This is a genomic window from Xinfangfangia pollutisoli, assembly GCF_020179405.1.
In the GTDB taxonomy this organism is placed as follows: Bacteria; Pseudomonadota; Alphaproteobacteria; order Rhodobacterales; family Rhodobacteraceae; genus Pseudogemmobacter; species Pseudogemmobacter pollutisoli.
In genome coordinates this window covers 1-14,391 of record NZ_JAICBZ010000089.1, presented here as the reverse complement: position 1 = coordinate 14,391, position 14,391 = coordinate 1, and the positions used below count along the sequence as shown (strand labels likewise).

Sequence of the window (14,391 nt, the reverse complement as noted above, 5' to 3'; positions counted from 1 at the left end):
GTGGGGCGGATCGCGGCGCCGGCCGAGGGCGGGGGGCTGACGCTTGCGGCGGGCGATGCGCTGGCGCTGGCCGCAAGCGCCGGGGTCGCGCTGCCGCCCGGCACACGCTGGCTGTCGCTTCGGGCCGAAGATGCGGCGGGCGGGACCAGCCGGCTTCTGTCGCTGCCGCTTGCGCCCGCGCCCGCGCCGACGGGCCGGCTGCATGTTCTGGCGCTGGGGGTCGATGGGTTCAGCGATCCGCGCCTGCCGGCGCTGCGCTATGCCGCAAGCGATGCGGCCCGCTTTGCCGCCGCGCTGGAACAGGCCCTGACCCGGCCGGGGGCGCCGCCGCGCTATGCCGGGGTCAGCGTCACCCTGATCGACCCGGCCGAGGACCCGCGCCGGGCGCTGCCCGACAAGCTGGCCGCCCTTGGCCCGCTGCGCCCCGAGGATACGCTGGTGCTGTTCGTCGCCACCCATGGCCTGCCGGGCAAGGACGGGCGCTATTACCTGGCCGGGCCGCAGACAAGGATCGCCGACCTGCCCGGCACGGCGCTGGATCTGGCCGATCTGGCCGCCGCCCTGGCGCCGATCCAGGCGCGCGCCTTCCTGTTCCTGGATGCCTGCCATTCCGGCGGCACGCCCGGCAGCAATGACGCCGCCTTCGCGGGCCTGCAGGGGGCCGAGGCGCGGATTGCCGTCATTGCCGCCTCGAAAGGCCGCCAGCCCAGCCTGGAAGGCGCGGCGCTGGGGGGTGGCGCCTTCACCTCGGCGCTGATCCGGGCGCTGCGCGACCCTTCCGCCGATTCAGACGGCAATGGCGCGCTGGAACTGGTCGAGTTGTACGCGGCGGTAAAGGCCGATGTGGTCCGGGCGACCGGCGGCCGGCAGACGCCCTGGATCGCCCGCTCGGGCTTTCAGGGTGAGGTGCCGCTGTTCTAGCTGGGCGGTGGCGTACCCATGCCCTTGATATCCGGTTGAGTTTCCGGTCCAGGCCGCGCTACCCTGGCGCTTGCCCCTCAGGCCGGCCGTGTGCCGGGCTGCGGGGTGTGTAAGCAGTACGAGGACGCGCATGAGCCGAACCCGCTCAGAGCCTGGCAGTGGTGTCGGTGGCCAGAACGAAGACAGCGCGATCATTGACCAGGCCCTGCCGGATCTGAGCGCGTTGACAAAAACCGGCGCCGAGGGCGATCCGGCGCTGGATCTGGCGCTGCAGAAGGCCGATCAGCTGCGGCAGGCCGATCAGCCCGAGGTGGCGATCGCCCTGCTGCGCGAGACTGTTCTGCGCTGGCCCGACAGCCCCACGGCCTGGGGGCGGCTTGCGGTCGCGCTGTACAAGACCAACCAGCATGAGGCCTCGATCCAGCCCTATTTCCGCTGGCTGGATTTGCAGGATAACCCGGTTGTCCGCGGTGCGCTGGTGGCGGCGCTGTTCAAATGCGGCCAATTGCAACAGGCGCGGATCCAGCGGGAGCTGTGTCTTGAGGCCTGGGATCGCGCCGCGGTCAAGACCCGCGCCGCGCCGGAATTCGCCGCCTATCGCCTGAAACAGGGCGGGCGCGGTTTTGACCCGGAAAACCGCGCGCGCAATATCATCTCGTTTTCCCTGTGGGGCGACCGGCCCGAATATGTCACCGGCGCCATCGTGAATGCGCAGATTTCACGCTATATCTATCCGGGCTGGACCGCGCGATTTTACTGCGATCCGAATGTGCCGGCAGATGCGCGCGAGGCGCTGCGCTTTTATGGCGCGCAGACGATCGTGATGAAACGGCCGGAAGACGCGCAAATCCGGATGATGTGGCGTTTCCTGGCGTCGGACGATCCGAATATCAATGTGTTTCTTGTGCGCGATACCGATTCCCGATTGAACGCGCAGGAATTGCTTGCGGTTCAGGACTGGTTAAGATCCGGCAAGCGCTTTCACACGATGCGCGATCACCTTTTGCACAGCGGCCCGATGATGGGCGGAATGTGGGGCGGCTTTGCCGGCGTTCTTCCCAATCTGAAAGACTGGATTCACGCCTCGCCCGACTATTACGGCGAACGCTTCGTCGATCAGTTCTTCCTGTGGGACAAGCTGTGGCCGCTGATCCGCGACGATGTGTGCGCGCATGATTCCCTGGGCACGTTCCACGGATCGGTGCCCTTCCCCGAAGGCTTCCGCCTGCCGGCTGACCATCATATCGGCGGCGGGGTGAAGACCATGCCGCACTGGTCGCAGTATTACGCCAGACCGGCGCCCGAGACCCCCGCGCCCCAGCCCGGGCCGCAGCCATGAAGCCGGGCCCGACGACGGGCCGGCGCATCCTGGTGACCGGGGGCGCGGGTTATATCGGCAGCCACAGCCTGCTGCCGCTGCTGGACCGGGGGCATGCCGTCTGCGTGCTGGACAATTTCTGCAACAGCCGCCCCGAGACGCTGGCCGTGGTCGAGCGGCTGGCACAGCGCCCGGTCCTGTTCCGCAATCTTGATCTGCGCGACGGTCGCGCGCTGTCGGCGGCCTTGCATGAATTCCACCCCGACGCGGTGATCCACCTGGCCGGGCTGAAATCGCCCAGCGTGTCGGTCGCCGATCCGCTGCCCTATTACGACAACAATCTTGTCGGGCTGGTGCGGCTGCTTGCGGCGATGGATGCGATCGGCTGCAGACGGCTGCTGTTCTCGTCCTCGGCGGCGGTCTATGGCGCCACGCCCGCGCGGCCGGTCACCGAGGCGCAGCCGCTGGACCCGCGCAGCCCCTATGGGCGCTCGAAGGCGATCATGGAGCAGATCGTCACCGACTGGACGCTGGCCCATTCCGGCAAGGCCGCGATAAGCCTGCGTTATTTCAATCCGATCGGGGCGCATGCGTCCGGCCGGATCGGCGATGCTCCGAACGGCATTCCCGACAGCCTGTTGCCGCTGATCGCCCGGGTCGCGGCGGGGATCGTGCCCGAGCTTGCCGTTCACGGCGCCGATTTCCAGACCCGCGACGGCACGGGCGAGCGCGACTATCTGCATGTCATGGATCTGGCCCGCGGCAATCTTGCCGCGCTGGATCATCTGTGGACGATGCCCGCCGGGCATGACTGTTTCAATCTGGGCGCCGGGGCGGGGGTGACGGTGCTTGAGATGATCGCGGCTTTCGAAAGCGCGACCGGGCGTCAGGTGCCCTATCGCATCGCCGCGCGCCGGTCGGGGGATTGCGATGTCAGCATCGCCGATACAGGCCGGGCGCGGGAGATTCTGGGCTGGCGGCCCGAGCATTCCCTGCAGGATGGCTGCCGCGCCGCCTGGCATTGGCAGATCGGGCAGAGCGAAGACTGTGCCGTTTCTGGCCCGCCCGACCGGCAAAATCCGCCGATGCCGCCCCGAACCCGGGCTCAGCCCATCGGGTGGCTTGACCCCGCCAAACAATCCCCGACAGAGTAAAGGGGTCAGGCCCGGCCACTGCAGGCCGGTCTTGGCGCAGGTGCAGAAAGAGGAGAAGGTGCATGAAACTTGACGTCACGAAGCTGCTGCTGCTGAAGGGTTCGGCCGCGGCCGCCGCGCCGAAAATCGGTGGCGAGCCGCCGATCCCGACCGGCGGGATCCCCGGGATCCAGCGGATCGGCTAAACGCGTCTGCGCGCCGCCCTTGCCAGTCTGGCAAGCCGGCGCGCGGCACCCTGCATCTGCAGAGCCATCATTTGCAGACCCGTCGGTGAAATGTGCCGCGGCGGTGAAGACGGGGCGGTGGGGAAAAAACAAATCAGGTAAAGCAGAAAAGCGCTTGGTTGGCTCAATCGAAAATGTTAACCGATGCCTGGTGTGTTAATGATGGGATCTCACATGAAACTTGACATCAAAAAGCTGCTCGTCCTGAAGGGGTCCGCTGCGGCGGCTGCGCCGAAAATCGGTGGCGAACCGCCGATCCCGACCGAGCCGCCGCTGATCACTGCGGTCTGAAGGGGCGCTTGAAAGGGCCGCGTGGCTTTTTCAGCAATCCGCGCGCCGGAAGATTTCGGCCGCACATCTTGTCAGCGGCAAATAGCTTTGCGGCCTGACAGATCGAGAACGGGGCCGATGCATGATGCCAAATTGGCAATTGCGGAAATGGCCCAAAGGAAGCGGCAAGGATTTGGCGCTTCCGACCGAATGGGGATGCAGAGCCGCATCCGATTGCCTCTGCCTTCCGGGATGCCGACATGTTGAGTGCCGAATCGATTGCTGAGCTGTTCTCCAGCGTCCTTGGTCTCGACTGCGATCCCGATGACAGTTTCTTCGATCTTGGTGGCGATTCCCTCAGCGCCGTGACGCTGATGACCAGGCTCAGCGCGCTTGCCGGTCAGCCCTTGCCGGTCAGCCTGCTGCTGGATTGCCAATCCCCGGCCGAGCTTGCGGCCTATCTGCGCAGCGCCCCGCAGGTTGCCGGGGTCTGACGTGGCCGGCCTTTGCGACACGGCGCCAGCGGCCGAGGCCGAAGCCAAAGCCCGGATCCTGAAGCATGTCAGTACCTTGTCCCGCGGCTGGCCGGGCGACTGTCTGGATGACGCGCAGACGGTCCGGCTGGTGAATGCCGGCGGCACGGCGCCACCGCTGTTCTGGACCTTCAACTCGGGCGGCGAATTGCCGGCGCTTGCCGCGCAGCTGCCCACCTCGCAGCCGGTGGTCGGCATGCGCTCGCTCAATCAGATCGTTCCGCCCGACAAGCGGGCCACCACGCCCGCCCTTCTGGACCTGGCCACCCATTATGCCGACACGCTGTTGCAGCGCTTTGGCACCGGGCCCTGTCTTGTCGGCGGCAATTGCCAGGCGGCCGAGGTGGCCTATCATATTGCGATCAGGCTGCTTGCGGCGGGGGCCGAGGTTCAGGCCTTCGTCACCCTGGATGCCGAATGGCAGCTGCCTTTGCCGGTTCCGGTGAAGCTGATCTTCGGGCGCGACAGCGATAGAAACCCGATGCGCACCCTGTCCGACGCGCAGATGAAGCTGCGCCACGACTGGTGGTCGGCGGCCTTCGCGGGGATCGAACTGGCCGAGACCGACGGGGCGCATGGCCAGTATTTCCAGCCCCAGAACGTGCCCAGCCTGGCGCGGCAGATCCTCTCGGCCCGGCAGGAGGCGCCGCTTCGGGGCCGCGCCGCGGCGCCGGGATGGACCCTGCGCGCCGAGACGGACGGGCAGATCGGCCTGACCCTGCCGCCCGGCGCGCTGGTCGAGCGCATGGACCGGCTGCGGATCGTGCCGGTTCTGGACGGGGGCGGGCGGCAGCCGCCTGCGACCACCGGCTATTCCGGTCTGATCCGCGCGGCGGGTCTGGTCGATGATTGCGTGCAATTCCGCCTGCCGCGGCCCCCGGCGGCCCGGCTTCTGCCCGCTTTGTGCCTGCAGGGGCAGGGCCCGCTGTCCTGGCCTGTCAGCAGCCTGGCGCTAGAAGGGCAGGAAACGCTCGGGGGCGGTTGACCAGGTCGCGGCAATGCGCTGCCGCTGGATCTTGCCGCCGGCCGTGTAATCCTCGGGCTTCAGCATCCAGATGCCGGTCGGATATTCCCGCGCGATCAGCCGCTGGCGCAACTGCCGGCGGATCTGCGCGACCGGGGTTTCGCCGGCATCCAGCGCCAGAAGAATCGCATCGTCATTGTCGTCGCGCCCGGGCACGCGGATCACCGCGACGTCGCGCAGCCAGGGCAGGTCCAGAAGCCGGGCCTCTAGCACCGCCGCCGAGAAGTTTTCGCCATTGCGGCAGATGATGCCTTCGCCGCGCGCCGCGATGTACAGAAAGCCCGCCGCGTCGAACCAGCCCAGATCGCCTGGATAGGCATAGCTGGCCTCCTCGCCCGGCTTGCCCGCCCGGTGCAGGCGGATGCGGCCGACCGTTCCAACACCACAGGGCCGGTCTTCGGCATCGACGATCTGCACCTCAAGCCCCGGCAGGATGCGCCCGCAGGAGTCGGGATGGGCCAGCAGGTCGGCGCCTTCGATGCGGGTCAGCAGCCCGGTCTCGGTCGAGCTGTAGGTCATCACATAGCCGGTCGTCAGCAGATGATAGGCGCGCAGCTTGTCTTCGGCGCGGGCCGGACCGCCGATGGATTGCAGCTTGCGGATATGCGGATAGCGCTGCGTCGTCGCGCCCATCTTTTCGGCATGATCCGCCAGGGCGCGGATCAGGTTCGGCGGCAGGGTGCAATCTTCGATCCGCGGGTCCAGCAGGGCCGCATCCAGCGCCTCGATGGAAAACAGCAGGTCCATCACATGCACCGGCACGCCGGCCAGAAGGTTGCGCCACCAGAAATAGCGCGCGCCGCCAAAGGCCACCGAGATCACCGAAAGCGCCGCGCCCCAGACGCCGCGCCGTTCATCCTCGATCATGTCGCGCACGGCCGCCAGCATCGAGGCCTGGGTATGGGCGCCGACCTTGGGCGGGCCCGACACGCCGGAGCTGGTGATGAAATCGGCGCGCCGGTCGGCGGGCGAACCCACTGGCAGCGGTGGAAGCGGCGTTTGCGGCAGCTGGGCGGGCCCGGGGAACAGCCGGATCCCGGGCAGGTCCGCCAGCCGCGCCTGGCCGGAAATCACGCCGCGCAGCTTGTAGCGCTGTTGCCAGGCTGGCAGATCCTCGCGCGTCAGCCGGTGATCCAGGATCATCGGCTCGGCATCCAGCATCCAGCAGGCCAGGGTCATCTGGATCGTGTGCAGATTGTCATGCAGCGCCAGGCCAAGCCTGTCGCCGGCCGCATGGCCACAACCGGCCAGCCAGCCGGCCATATTCGCCGCGCCCTGCAGGAAGGCGCCCGCGGTGATCGGCTGATCGCGGCGCCAGACGACGACCCGGTCGGGATCGTTCAGCAGCACCTCGCGCAGCGCGGCATAATAGCCGCCCGGGCTGGCTTTAGCGCTCATCCGGCAAGGCCGCCATCGCCGCCGCGGCATCGGCATGGATCTGCGCGCCCAGGGCGGTCAGCTGCGCATGCGCATCGACGGTTTCATGGCCATTGACATAGGCCCGCCGCGCCGCCTCGGTATCCTGGCGCAGCTGGGCGATTTCGTCTTCGCTCATCAGCGCGGGCAGATCGGGGGCGGCCAGCAGCGCGCGCCCGAAGGCCGCCATCCGCGCCGAGACCCACATCGCATGGAAGATCCCCTCCATCGGCCGGCCCTGCTGCCGCAGCGGCGAGGTGTACAGCTGATCGGGGTCGTTCAGCAGCACCTCATCGTCCAGGTGATAGGCGAACAGCAGCAGATGCGAGCTTTCGTGAATCAGCGTGATCAGATGATGCGAGATCGTGGCGCGGGTGTTCGGGTTGAACAGGATCGCCCCGAACAGATCGAAGACCGAACCGCCGGCAAAGCCGGCCCGGCCATCATTGACCGCCAGGATCACCTCGGACAGCAGCGCGTCCAGTTCCGCGCCCCAGTCCGGCGTGGCGGTGGCAATGATCGCGCGGGCGCGCGTCAGCCGTTCGGTGGCAAGGGCGATCATCGGCTCGGCCGGAGCGGACAGCTGGGTCGTCAGCCCGACATCATCGGCGATTCGGCGACGAATGATCTCGATCCCGTCGCCTTCCCAGGCCGAGGGCACCAGGGGCACGATGCGGAAGGCCGCCTCGGCCGGGGCAAAGGCCAGATCGGCGATCGCGTCACGCTGAAGGTTGAACGCGGCCTCGTCGCCGGCAAGTGCTGCATCGCGCAATTCGGCATGGCGGCCCAGCAGGACGGGGCTGGGAAAGCCCGCGCCGAGGGCCCGGTCCACCGCGGCGCGATAGGCGGCCGCGCGCCCTTCGGCAGGGGGCAGAACCTCGGTCATCAGATGGGTGAAAGAGGTGGCGAAGCGGTCGGAAATCTTGGCCTTGAACGCGGCAACAGCTTTGGCATCAGGTTGTAAAGTCAAGGGTATCTCCCACAGGCACCGCGTATTCAGCCACAAATCACATTGGCCGCGGGGACGATACGACAGCGGTTCGGCGGGTGCAACGCGTGGGCGACAGGCCCGGCCGTGGGGGCGGAAGCGTGCCGGAGGCAAGGCGGGTATCGCGGCCCCGCAAGGCGAGGGGGGCTGTTCCGGCGGCGCGGCGCGGGCGGCCGCGGGATCGACGCCTGCCGCCCTTCGCCCGCAACGAAAAAGCCGGCAGAGCATGCTCTTCCGGCTTTGGCAGCGGTCTTTGACGCAGGCATTCCGCCGCAGCGGAAAAGGCTTTGTCTGTTCGAGGAAATCTAACTGGCGCGTGCCAGTTTAATTGGTGGAGCCAGGGAGGATCGAACTCCCGACCTCTTGAATGCCATTCAAGCGCTCTCCCATCTGAGCTATGGCCCCACCGGGTCTCGCAGTGCCGCGGCGCTGCGATGGGCGGTGTTTACGGAAGGCCGCGGGGGGGCGCAAGAGGAAAAATGCGCGATCCCGGGGCCTTCCGTTACTTCGTCAGACGTCTTCCTCGTCGCCCGGCACATCGGCCAGATCGTCAAGCGACACATTGTCGTCGGCGTCGTCTTCCAGCAGGTCATCGTCCAGCTCGGTGTCATCCGTGCCAGCGGTTTCCAGCAGGTCGTCATCGGCTTCGATATCGTCGACCAGCGCGTCATCGTCCTTTTGAGGCGCGACGCGGGCAATGACCGAAGCGGCCATCTTGCGGCGGGCGGATTCGATATCCACCACTTCGCCGGTATAGGGGCTGACGACAGGAACCTTGTTCATGTCGTAGAAACGCTTGCCGGTCGTCGGGCAGATGCGCTTCGTGCCCCAGTCTTCCTTGGGCATGGGCTGATCCCTTCGTGAATGGCCCCGGCGCGCACGCTGCGCCCGAGGCGGGTATCCGGAACGCCGCCCCTTGCCATTGCGCGGATCGGCTGTCAATGGCTTTCGCAGCGCTGCCGAGATGCGCTCGGGGCTGCCCGGATTCAAGAGCAAAGCATGGGGAAAGCATGGCGCTTCTGCCCGGCACGCCGCCGATCGAGATCGTGATGAAGCGTTCGGCCCAGGCGCGGCGATTCTCGCTGCGGGTCTCGCGGCTGGACGGGCGGGTGACGCTGACCCTTCCCGCCCGCGCGCGTGAGACCGAGGCGATGCGGTTTCTGTCTGCGCAGGAAGGCTGGCTGCGCCAGACCCTGGCCGAGATGCCCGAAGCCACAGGCCAGCCGGTCGGCATCGGCGCGGCCCTGACGGTCGAGGGGCGGGTGTTGCAGATCGAAAGCGCCGGCGGCAGGGCGATCCGGGTCGAAGGCGCGCGGCTTCTGGTGCCGGGTGATCCTGCCAGTGCCGGGCGGCGGATCGGCGCCTGGCTGCGGGTTCTGGCGCGCGACCGGCTGGCCCGCGCCTCGGACCATTACGCGGGCCTGGTGGGGCGGCGCTACAGCCGGCTGACGCTGCGCGACACGCGGTCGCGCTGGGGATCGTGCAGCCCGGACGGGGCGCTGATGTATTCCTGGCGGCTGATCCTGGCCCCGCCCGAGGTTCTGGCCTATGTCGCCGCGCATGAGGCGGCGCATCTGGTCGAGATGAACCATTCCGCCGCCTATTGGGCGGTGGTCGAGCGGATCTATCCCGGCTGGCAGCGCCAGCGCGCCTGGCTGCGCGCCGAAGGCCAGGCGCTTCACCGCCCGCGCTTCGGGGATTGACCGGCGGATGGCGCAGGTGTTCCCTCAGGGCATGGTGCTGACCACCCGCCTCACCGACCCCAATGCCGCCGCGCATGAGCGGGTCTATCGCGCGCTGCGCCAGCAGGTGATGCATGGCGAGATGGCGCCCGGCCAGGCGCTGACCCTGCGCGGGATCGGCAAGCAATTCGGCGTCTCGATGACGCCCGCGCGCGAGGCGGTGCGGCGGCTGGTGGCGGAAGGGGCGCTGACGCTGTCTTCCTCGGGCCGGGTCACCACGCCGGAACTCAGCCCCGAGCGGATCGAGGAACTGGCGGCGATCCGCGCGCTCCTAGAGCCGGAAATGGCCGCGCGCGCGCTGCCGCGGGCGCATTTCGCGCTGATCGAGCGGCTGGCGGCGATCAATGTGCTGAATGCCGAAGCCGTGGCGCGGCAGGATGCGGTGGCCTATCTGCGCACCAATCTGGAATTTCACCGCACGCTCTATCTGCGCGCCCAAAGCCCGGCGATGCTGGCCTTGTGTGAAACGGTCTGGCTGCAGCTGGGCCCGACCATGCGGGCGCTTTACGCGCGCCTGCGCCGCAACGAGCCGCCCCAGCACCACCGGATGATCCTGGCCGCCCTGCGCGCCGGAGACGAGCCGGGGCTGCGGCTGGCGGTGCGCACCGATGTGACCCAGGGCCTGCGCCATCTGGCCAGCTGAGGCCCCGGGAAACCGGCGGGTGCGGCCGGATCTTTGCAAATCCGCACAAAGGGTCTGTGCGTTTAAGCCTTATCCGACTCGGCGCCTTGCCCCATCTTCGGTTCTGACGAAACCCGCCCCCCGCCTGATCCGGGGCCAGAGGAGGAGCAGACCATGTCGATCCGTCCCGTTCTTGAAACCCGCCGCGCCGTTGCCACGATGGAGGGCGCGGGCGTGCGGCTGCACCGCGCCTTCGGCTTTGCCGATCCGACCGAGGCAGACCCGTTCCTGCTGTTCGACGATTTCCGCGGCGACCGGCCCTCGGATTATCAGGCCGGCTTCCCCTGGCACCCGCATCGCGGCATCGAGACCATCACCTATGTGCTGGCCGGCACGGTGGAACATGGCGACAGCCTGGGCAATCGCGGCGTCCTGGGGGCGGGCAGCCTGCAGCTGATGACCGCGGGGCGCGGCATCCTGCATCAGGAAATGCCGAAAGGCGATGCGCAGGGCCGGATGCATGGCTTCCAGCTTTGGGGCAACCTGCCCGCGGCGCTGAAGATGACGGCGCCGCGCTATCAGGACATTCCGGGCATCGAGCTGCCGGAACTGGTCGAGGATGACGGCACGGCGATCCGGGTGGTGATCGGCGATTACAAGGGCATCCGCAGCCCGGTCGAAGGCATCGCAGCCGAGCCGCAATATCTGGACATCCATGTGCCGGCCGGCCGGACGAAGCGGTTCAAGGTCGACACCTATCGTCGGGCTTTCGCCTATGTCTTTGAAGGGGCCGCGAAATTCGCCGATGCCAGCCACCCGGAAGGCGTGCTTCTGGAAAAGGAAGTCGCCGGGCAGGAGGTGAATATCCGCGATCTGTCGGGCAATCGCACGCTGGTGCGCTTCGGCTCGGGCGATGAGGTGACGGTGACGGCGGGGCCGCAGGGCGTGCGCTTCCTGCTGGTTTCGGGGGCGCCGATCGAAGAGCCGGTGGCATGGGCCGGGCCGATCGTGATGAACAGCGAGGCCGAGCTGCGCCAGGCCTTTGCCGAATTGCGCAACGGCACTTTCATCGCCCCCGCGCATTAGGGTGGGGACGGGGTGCCAGAAGGATTGAGGCCGCCCGGTCGGGCGGCCTGCTGGAACATCTGTGCGGCCGGGGCCAAGCGCGCCCCGGCCTTGCGCTTTTGCGCTTAGGCGTGGATCGCGCCCAGGCCGCAGGCCAGCGCCGCTTCGCGCACGGCTTCGCTATAGGTGGGGTGCGCGTGGCATGTCAGCGCAATATCTTGTGCCGACGCGCCGAATTCCATCGCCACGCAGATTTCGTGGATCAGGTCGCCCGCGCCCGGGCCGATGATGTGGCACCCCAGGATCCGGTCGCTGTCCTTGTCGGCCAGGATCTTCACGAAACCATCGCTTTGGAACACCGCCTTGGCGCGGGCATTGCCCATGAACGAGAACTTGCCGACCTTATAGGCGCGGCCTTCCTCTTTCAGCTGTTCCTCGGTCTTGCCGACCGAGGCCACTTCGGGCGTCGTATAGACCACGCCGGGGATGACGTCGTAATTCACATGTCCATGTTTTCCGGCCAGAATTTCGGCCAGGGCCATGCCTTCATCCTCGGCCTTGTGCGCCAGCATCGGGCCTGCGATCGCATCGCCGATGGCGTAAAGCCCGGCGACCGTGGTGGCGAAATGGCTGTCGGTCTTGACCGTGCCGCGCGGGCCCATCTCGACCCCCAGCGCCTCAAGCCCCAGACCGGCGGTATAGGGTTTGCGGCCGGTGGCGACCAGCACGACATCGGCCTCGATCTCGCCGGCGCTGTCATCCTTTTTCAGCTTCCAGGCGACCTTGGCGCCCTTCTTGGTGCGTTCCACAACCTGCACCGCAGCGCCCAGAACGAACTTAAGGCCCTGTTTCGACAGGATCTTCTGGAAGCTGCGCGCCACTTCGGCATCCATGCCGGGGGTGATCGCATCCAGATATTCGACCACCGTCACCTCGGTGCCGAGCCGGGCATAGACCGAGCCCATTTCCAGACCGATGACGCCCGCGCCGATGACGACCATGGATTTCGGGATCTTCGGCAGGGCCAGCGCGCCGGTCGAGGTGACGATCACCTCTTCGTCCACCGTGATGCCGGGCAGGACCGAGGCCTCGGAACCCGTTGCAATCACGATGTTTTTCGCGGAATGCACCTCATCCCCGACCTTGACCTTGCCGGCTTCCGGGATCGAGCCCCAGCCCTTGAGCCAGGTCACCTTGTTCTTCTTGAACAGGAATTCGATGCCCTTGGTATTGCCGGCGATCACGTCGTCCTTGTAGCGCAGCATGCGTTCCCAATCGACCTTGGGCTTGGCGCCCATCAGGCCCATTTTCTCAAAGTTCTCATGCACTTCGTGCAGCTGATGCGTGGCGTTCAGCAAGGCCTTCGAGGGGATGCAGCCCACGTTCAGGCAGGTGCCGCCCAGGGCGTCGCGCCCCTCGACACAGGCGGTCTTCAAGCCCAGCTGGGCGCAATGGATGGCGCAGACATAGCCGCCCGGGCCGCCGCCGATCACGATCACGTCGAATTCTGCCATGGGTCTTCTTCCTTAGGTTTTGAGGTCTTGCGGCGGTCTTCTATCCGTCTTCCCTGCGTCTTCCTTCCGTCTCTACGCGCGCGGCGTTAACGGATCTCAGACGAAAGCGGCCACCAGCAGGACAAGGGTTGCAAGAAGGCCGATGCCCCAGATCGCCGAGCGCCAGGGGACAAGGCCGTAGAGATAGGCGGGAACGTACAGCGCGCGGGCACCGACATAGGCCCAGGCGGCGAATTGGGTCAGGCTGCCCGACTGGCCCGAGACGGCCAGGATCAGCACGGCCGGGGCGAAAAGGACCAGCCCCTCGAATCCGTTCGTGGTGCAGCGGATCATCCGGCCCAGCCGGCGCGAGACCGCGGGCGGGGCGCCGTCGCGCGGCGACAGGGTGACCCGGGGCCCAAGTTCCAGATTGGCGAACAGCGCCATCAGACCCAGCGTCGCGATCTGCAGCAGCACGGCGGCGGCAAGGGCGGAAAGCTCGGGCGTCATGGCCTAGACCGTTTTCAGGAAACGGGCCTGGACGGCATGGCCCAGACCGGCACGGGTGGCCAGCCAGGCCTCGGCCTTGGCGCGATTGCCGACCTGCAGCAGCGCCAGCACCGCGCCCTGATCGTCGGTCCAGATCTGCAACACCGACAGGCCGGCATCGGCGAGGGATTCGGCCTGGGTGTCGAATTCGGCCTTCCAGCTGGGATAGTCGGCTTTGGCTTCGATCAGGAGTTGTTGCATTGGGCGTTCCTTTCGGGTCGCGCGGGCGTCGGCTGTAGGGACGGGCGCGGGCCGCTTGGGACCCACGCATCCCGAAAGCCCGGGATGCGTGGGTTCGTTTGGCCCCTTACAGGTCCATCAGCAGACGGCGGGGATCTTCCAGCGCCTCTTTCACCCGGACGAGGAAGGTCACGGCGCCCTTGCCGTCGACGATGCGGTGATCGTAGCTCAGCGCCAGATACATCATCGGGCGGATGACGATCTGCCCACCGACCACCACGGGGCGGTCCTGGATCTTGTGCATGCCCAGAATGCCCGATTGCGGCGGGTTCAGGATCGGCGAGGACATCAGCGAGCCATAGACGCCGCCATTCGAGATGGTGAAGCTGCCGCCCTGCATTTCAGCCATCGACAGCTTGCCGTCGCGGGCGCGGACGCCCAGTTCGGCGATCTTCTTCTCGATCGCGGCAAAGCCCATCTGGTCGGCATCGCGCACCACCGGCACCACAAGACCCGAGGGCGTGCCCACGGCCACGCCCATATGGACGTAGTTCTTGTAGACAACATCGGTGCCGTCGATTTCGGCGTTGACCTCGGGGACCTCTTTCAGCGCGTGGCAGCAGGCCTTCACGAAGAAGGACATGAAGCCCAGCTTGACGCCGTGCTTCTTCTCGAACGCGTCCTTGTATTCGTTCCTGAGGCCCATGATGCCGGACATGTCGACCTCGTTATAGGTCGTCAGCATCGCGGCGGTGTTCTGCGCATCCTTCAGGCGGCGGGCGATGGTCTGGCGCAGGCGGGTCATCTTGACCCGTTCCTCGCGCGCGGCGTCATCGGCCGGCACGGGGGCGCGCGGAATGGCGGTGGGCGCGGGGGCCGGGGTGGCCACGGC

16 protein-coding genes and 1 tRNA gene are annotated in these 14,391 nt (G+C 67.2%); 9 read left to right on the top strand and 8 right to left on the bottom strand.

What is annotated here, in order from left to right:
- The 6 genes from K1Y73_RS18620 to K1Y73_RS18600 all read left to right on the top strand — a co-directional run.
- A partial coding sequence (locus tag K1Y73_RS18620) for a caspase family protein (RefSeq protein WP_225029809.1) occupies positions 1-921 on the top strand: 921 nt, incomplete at its 5' end.
- A gap of 130 nt (positions 922-1,051) precedes the next feature.
- Entirely contained in the window at positions 1,052-2,260 is a 1,209-nt protein-coding gene (locus K1Y73_RS18615) for a tetratricopeptide repeat protein (RefSeq protein WP_225029808.1), read from the top strand.
- The gene (gene galE, locus K1Y73_RS18610; protein ID WP_225029807.1) at positions 2,257-3,393 is read left to right on the top strand and encodes a UDP-glucose 4-epimerase GalE; all 1,137 of its coding nucleotides are present in this window, start codon (positions 2,257-2,259) and stop codon (positions 3,391-3,393) included. Before K1Y73_RS18615 ends, galE begins: the two co-directional genes overlap by 4 nt.
- A 62-nt stretch (positions 3,394-3,455) precedes the next feature.
- Positions 3,456-3,578, top strand: a complete 123-nt coding sequence (locus K1Y73_RS22060) for a hypothetical protein (RefSeq protein WP_263626686.1) — start codon at positions 3,456-3,458, stop codon at positions 3,576-3,578.
- A gap of 569 nt (positions 3,579-4,147) precedes the next feature.
- The gene (locus K1Y73_RS18605) at positions 4,148-4,381 is read left to right on the top strand and encodes an acyl carrier protein (protein ID WP_225029806.1); all 234 of its coding nucleotides are present in this window, start codon (positions 4,148-4,150) and stop codon (positions 4,379-4,381) included.
- Between the two features lies 1 nt (position 4,382).
- Positions 4,383-5,405 (top strand): alpha/beta hydrolase family protein, encoded by a 1,023-nt coding sequence (locus K1Y73_RS18600; protein WP_225029805.1) that lies wholly within the window; start codon positions 4,383-4,385, stop codon positions 5,403-5,405.
- On the opposite strand, the gene K1Y73_RS18595 is transcribed toward K1Y73_RS18600, so the two are convergent.
- The 4 genes from K1Y73_RS18595 to K1Y73_RS18580 form a co-directional block, all read right to left on the bottom strand.
- Entirely contained in the window at positions 5,373-6,842 is a 1,470-nt protein-coding gene (locus K1Y73_RS18595; protein ID WP_225029804.1) for a class I adenylate-forming enzyme family protein, read from the bottom strand. The genes K1Y73_RS18600 and K1Y73_RS18595 overlap by 33 nt on opposite strands.
- Positions 6,832-7,830 carry an aKG-HExxH-type peptide beta-hydroxylase gene (locus K1Y73_RS18590; RefSeq protein ID WP_225029803.1) on the bottom strand — a complete coding sequence of 333 codons (999 nt, stop codon included), beginning with the start codon at positions 7,828-7,830 and terminating at the stop codon, positions 6,832-6,834. Before K1Y73_RS18590 ends, K1Y73_RS18595 begins: the two co-directional genes overlap by 11 nt.
- Positions 7,831-8,177: 347 nt before the next feature.
- Positions 8,178-8,253: transfer RNA gene (locus K1Y73_RS18585), tRNA-Ala, on the bottom strand.
- A gap of 105 nt (positions 8,254-8,358) precedes the next feature.
- Complete coding sequence (locus K1Y73_RS18580) at positions 8,359-8,694, bottom strand: TIGR02300 family protein (protein ID WP_225029802.1); 336 nt, start codon at positions 8,692-8,694, stop codon at positions 8,359-8,361.
- 164 nt (positions 8,695-8,858) lie between these two features.
- Between K1Y73_RS18580 and K1Y73_RS18575 the strand changes: the two genes are divergently transcribed.
- From K1Y73_RS18575 to K1Y73_RS18565, 3 genes are all read left to right on the top strand, one after another.
- Positions 8,859-9,551: a M48 family metallopeptidase gene (locus K1Y73_RS18575; protein WP_225029801.1), complete on the top strand. Its 693-nt coding sequence runs from the start codon at positions 8,859-8,861 to the stop codon at positions 9,549-9,551.
- A gap of 31 nt (positions 9,552-9,582) precedes the next feature.
- On the top strand, positions 9,583-10,233 hold the full coding sequence (locus K1Y73_RS18570) for a GntR family transcriptional regulator (protein WP_225029810.1): 651 nt from the start codon (positions 9,583-9,585) through the stop codon (positions 10,231-10,233).
- Between the two features lie 153 nt (positions 10,234-10,386).
- Entirely contained in the window at positions 10,387-11,298 is a 912-nt protein-coding gene (locus tag K1Y73_RS18565) for a pirin family protein (RefSeq protein WP_225029800.1), read from the top strand.
- 104 nt (positions 11,299-11,402) lie between these two features.
- On the opposite strand, the gene lpdA is transcribed toward K1Y73_RS18565, so the two are convergent.
- The 4 genes from lpdA to odhB all read right to left on the bottom strand — a co-directional run.
- Positions 11,403-12,791 carry a dihydrolipoyl dehydrogenase gene (gene lpdA, locus K1Y73_RS18560; protein WP_225029799.1) on the bottom strand — a complete coding sequence of 463 codons (1,389 nt, stop codon included), beginning with the start codon at positions 12,789-12,791 and terminating at the stop codon, positions 11,403-11,405.
- A gap of 96 nt (positions 12,792-12,887) precedes the next feature.
- Positions 12,888-13,280: an MAPEG family protein gene (locus K1Y73_RS18555; RefSeq protein WP_225029798.1), complete on the bottom strand. Its 393-nt coding sequence runs from the start codon at positions 13,278-13,280 to the stop codon at positions 12,888-12,890.
- Between the two features lie 3 nt (positions 13,281-13,283).
- Positions 13,284-13,520 carry a hypothetical protein gene (locus K1Y73_RS18550; RefSeq protein ID WP_225029797.1) on the bottom strand — a complete coding sequence of 79 codons (237 nt, stop codon included), beginning with the start codon at positions 13,518-13,520 and terminating at the stop codon, positions 13,284-13,286.
- A gap of 106 nt (positions 13,521-13,626) precedes the next feature.
- On the bottom strand, positions 13,627-14,391 hold a 765-nt coding region (gene odhB / locus K1Y73_RS18545; protein ID WP_225029796.1), incomplete at its 5' end, for a 2-oxoglutarate dehydrogenase complex dihydrolipoyllysine-residue succinyltransferase.

Excerpts from the sequence above, each read along its gene's own strand:
- K1Y73_RS18615 (WP_225029808.1), top strand. The coding sequence starts at position 1,052 with ATGAGCCGAACCCGCTCAGAGCCTGGCAGTGGTGTCGGTGGCCAGAAC.
- galE (WP_225029807.1), top strand. The coding sequence starts at position 2,257 with ATGAAGCCGGGCCCGACGACGGGCCGGCGCATCCTGGTGACCGGGGGC.
- K1Y73_RS22060 (WP_263626686.1), top strand. The coding sequence starts at position 3,456 with ATGAAACTTGACGTCACGAAGCTGCTGCTGCTGAAGGGTTCGGCCGCG.
- K1Y73_RS18605 (WP_225029806.1), top strand. The coding sequence starts at position 4,148 with ATGTTGAGTGCCGAATCGATTGCTGAGCTGTTCTCCAGCGTCCTTGGT.
- K1Y73_RS18595 (WP_225029804.1), bottom strand. The coding sequence starts at position 6,842 with ATGAGCGCTAAAGCCAGCCCGGGCGGCTATTATGCCGCGCTGCGCGAG.
- K1Y73_RS18580 (WP_225029802.1), bottom strand. The coding sequence starts at position 8,694 with ATGCCCAAGGAAGACTGGGGCACGAAGCGCATCTGCCCGACGACCGGC.
- K1Y73_RS18575 (WP_225029801.1), top strand. The coding sequence starts at position 8,859 with ATGGCGCTTCTGCCCGGCACGCCGCCGATCGAGATCGTGATGAAGCGT.
- K1Y73_RS18570 (WP_225029810.1), top strand. The coding sequence starts at position 9,583 with ATGGTGCTGACCACCCGCCTCACCGACCCCAATGCCGCCGCGCATGAG.
- K1Y73_RS18565 (WP_225029800.1), top strand. The coding sequence starts at position 10,387 with ATGTCGATCCGTCCCGTTCTTGAAACCCGCCGCGCCGTTGCCACGATG.
- lpdA (WP_225029799.1), bottom strand. The coding sequence starts at position 12,791 with ATGGCAGAATTCGACGTGATCGTGATCGGCGGCGGCCCGGGCGGCTAT.
- K1Y73_RS18555 (WP_225029798.1), bottom strand. The coding sequence starts at position 13,280 with ATGACGCCCGAGCTTTCCGCCCTTGCCGCCGCCGTGCTGCTGCAGATC.
- K1Y73_RS18550 (WP_225029797.1), bottom strand. The coding sequence starts at position 13,520 with ATGCAACAACTCCTGATCGAAGCCAAAGCCGACTATCCCAGCTGGAAG.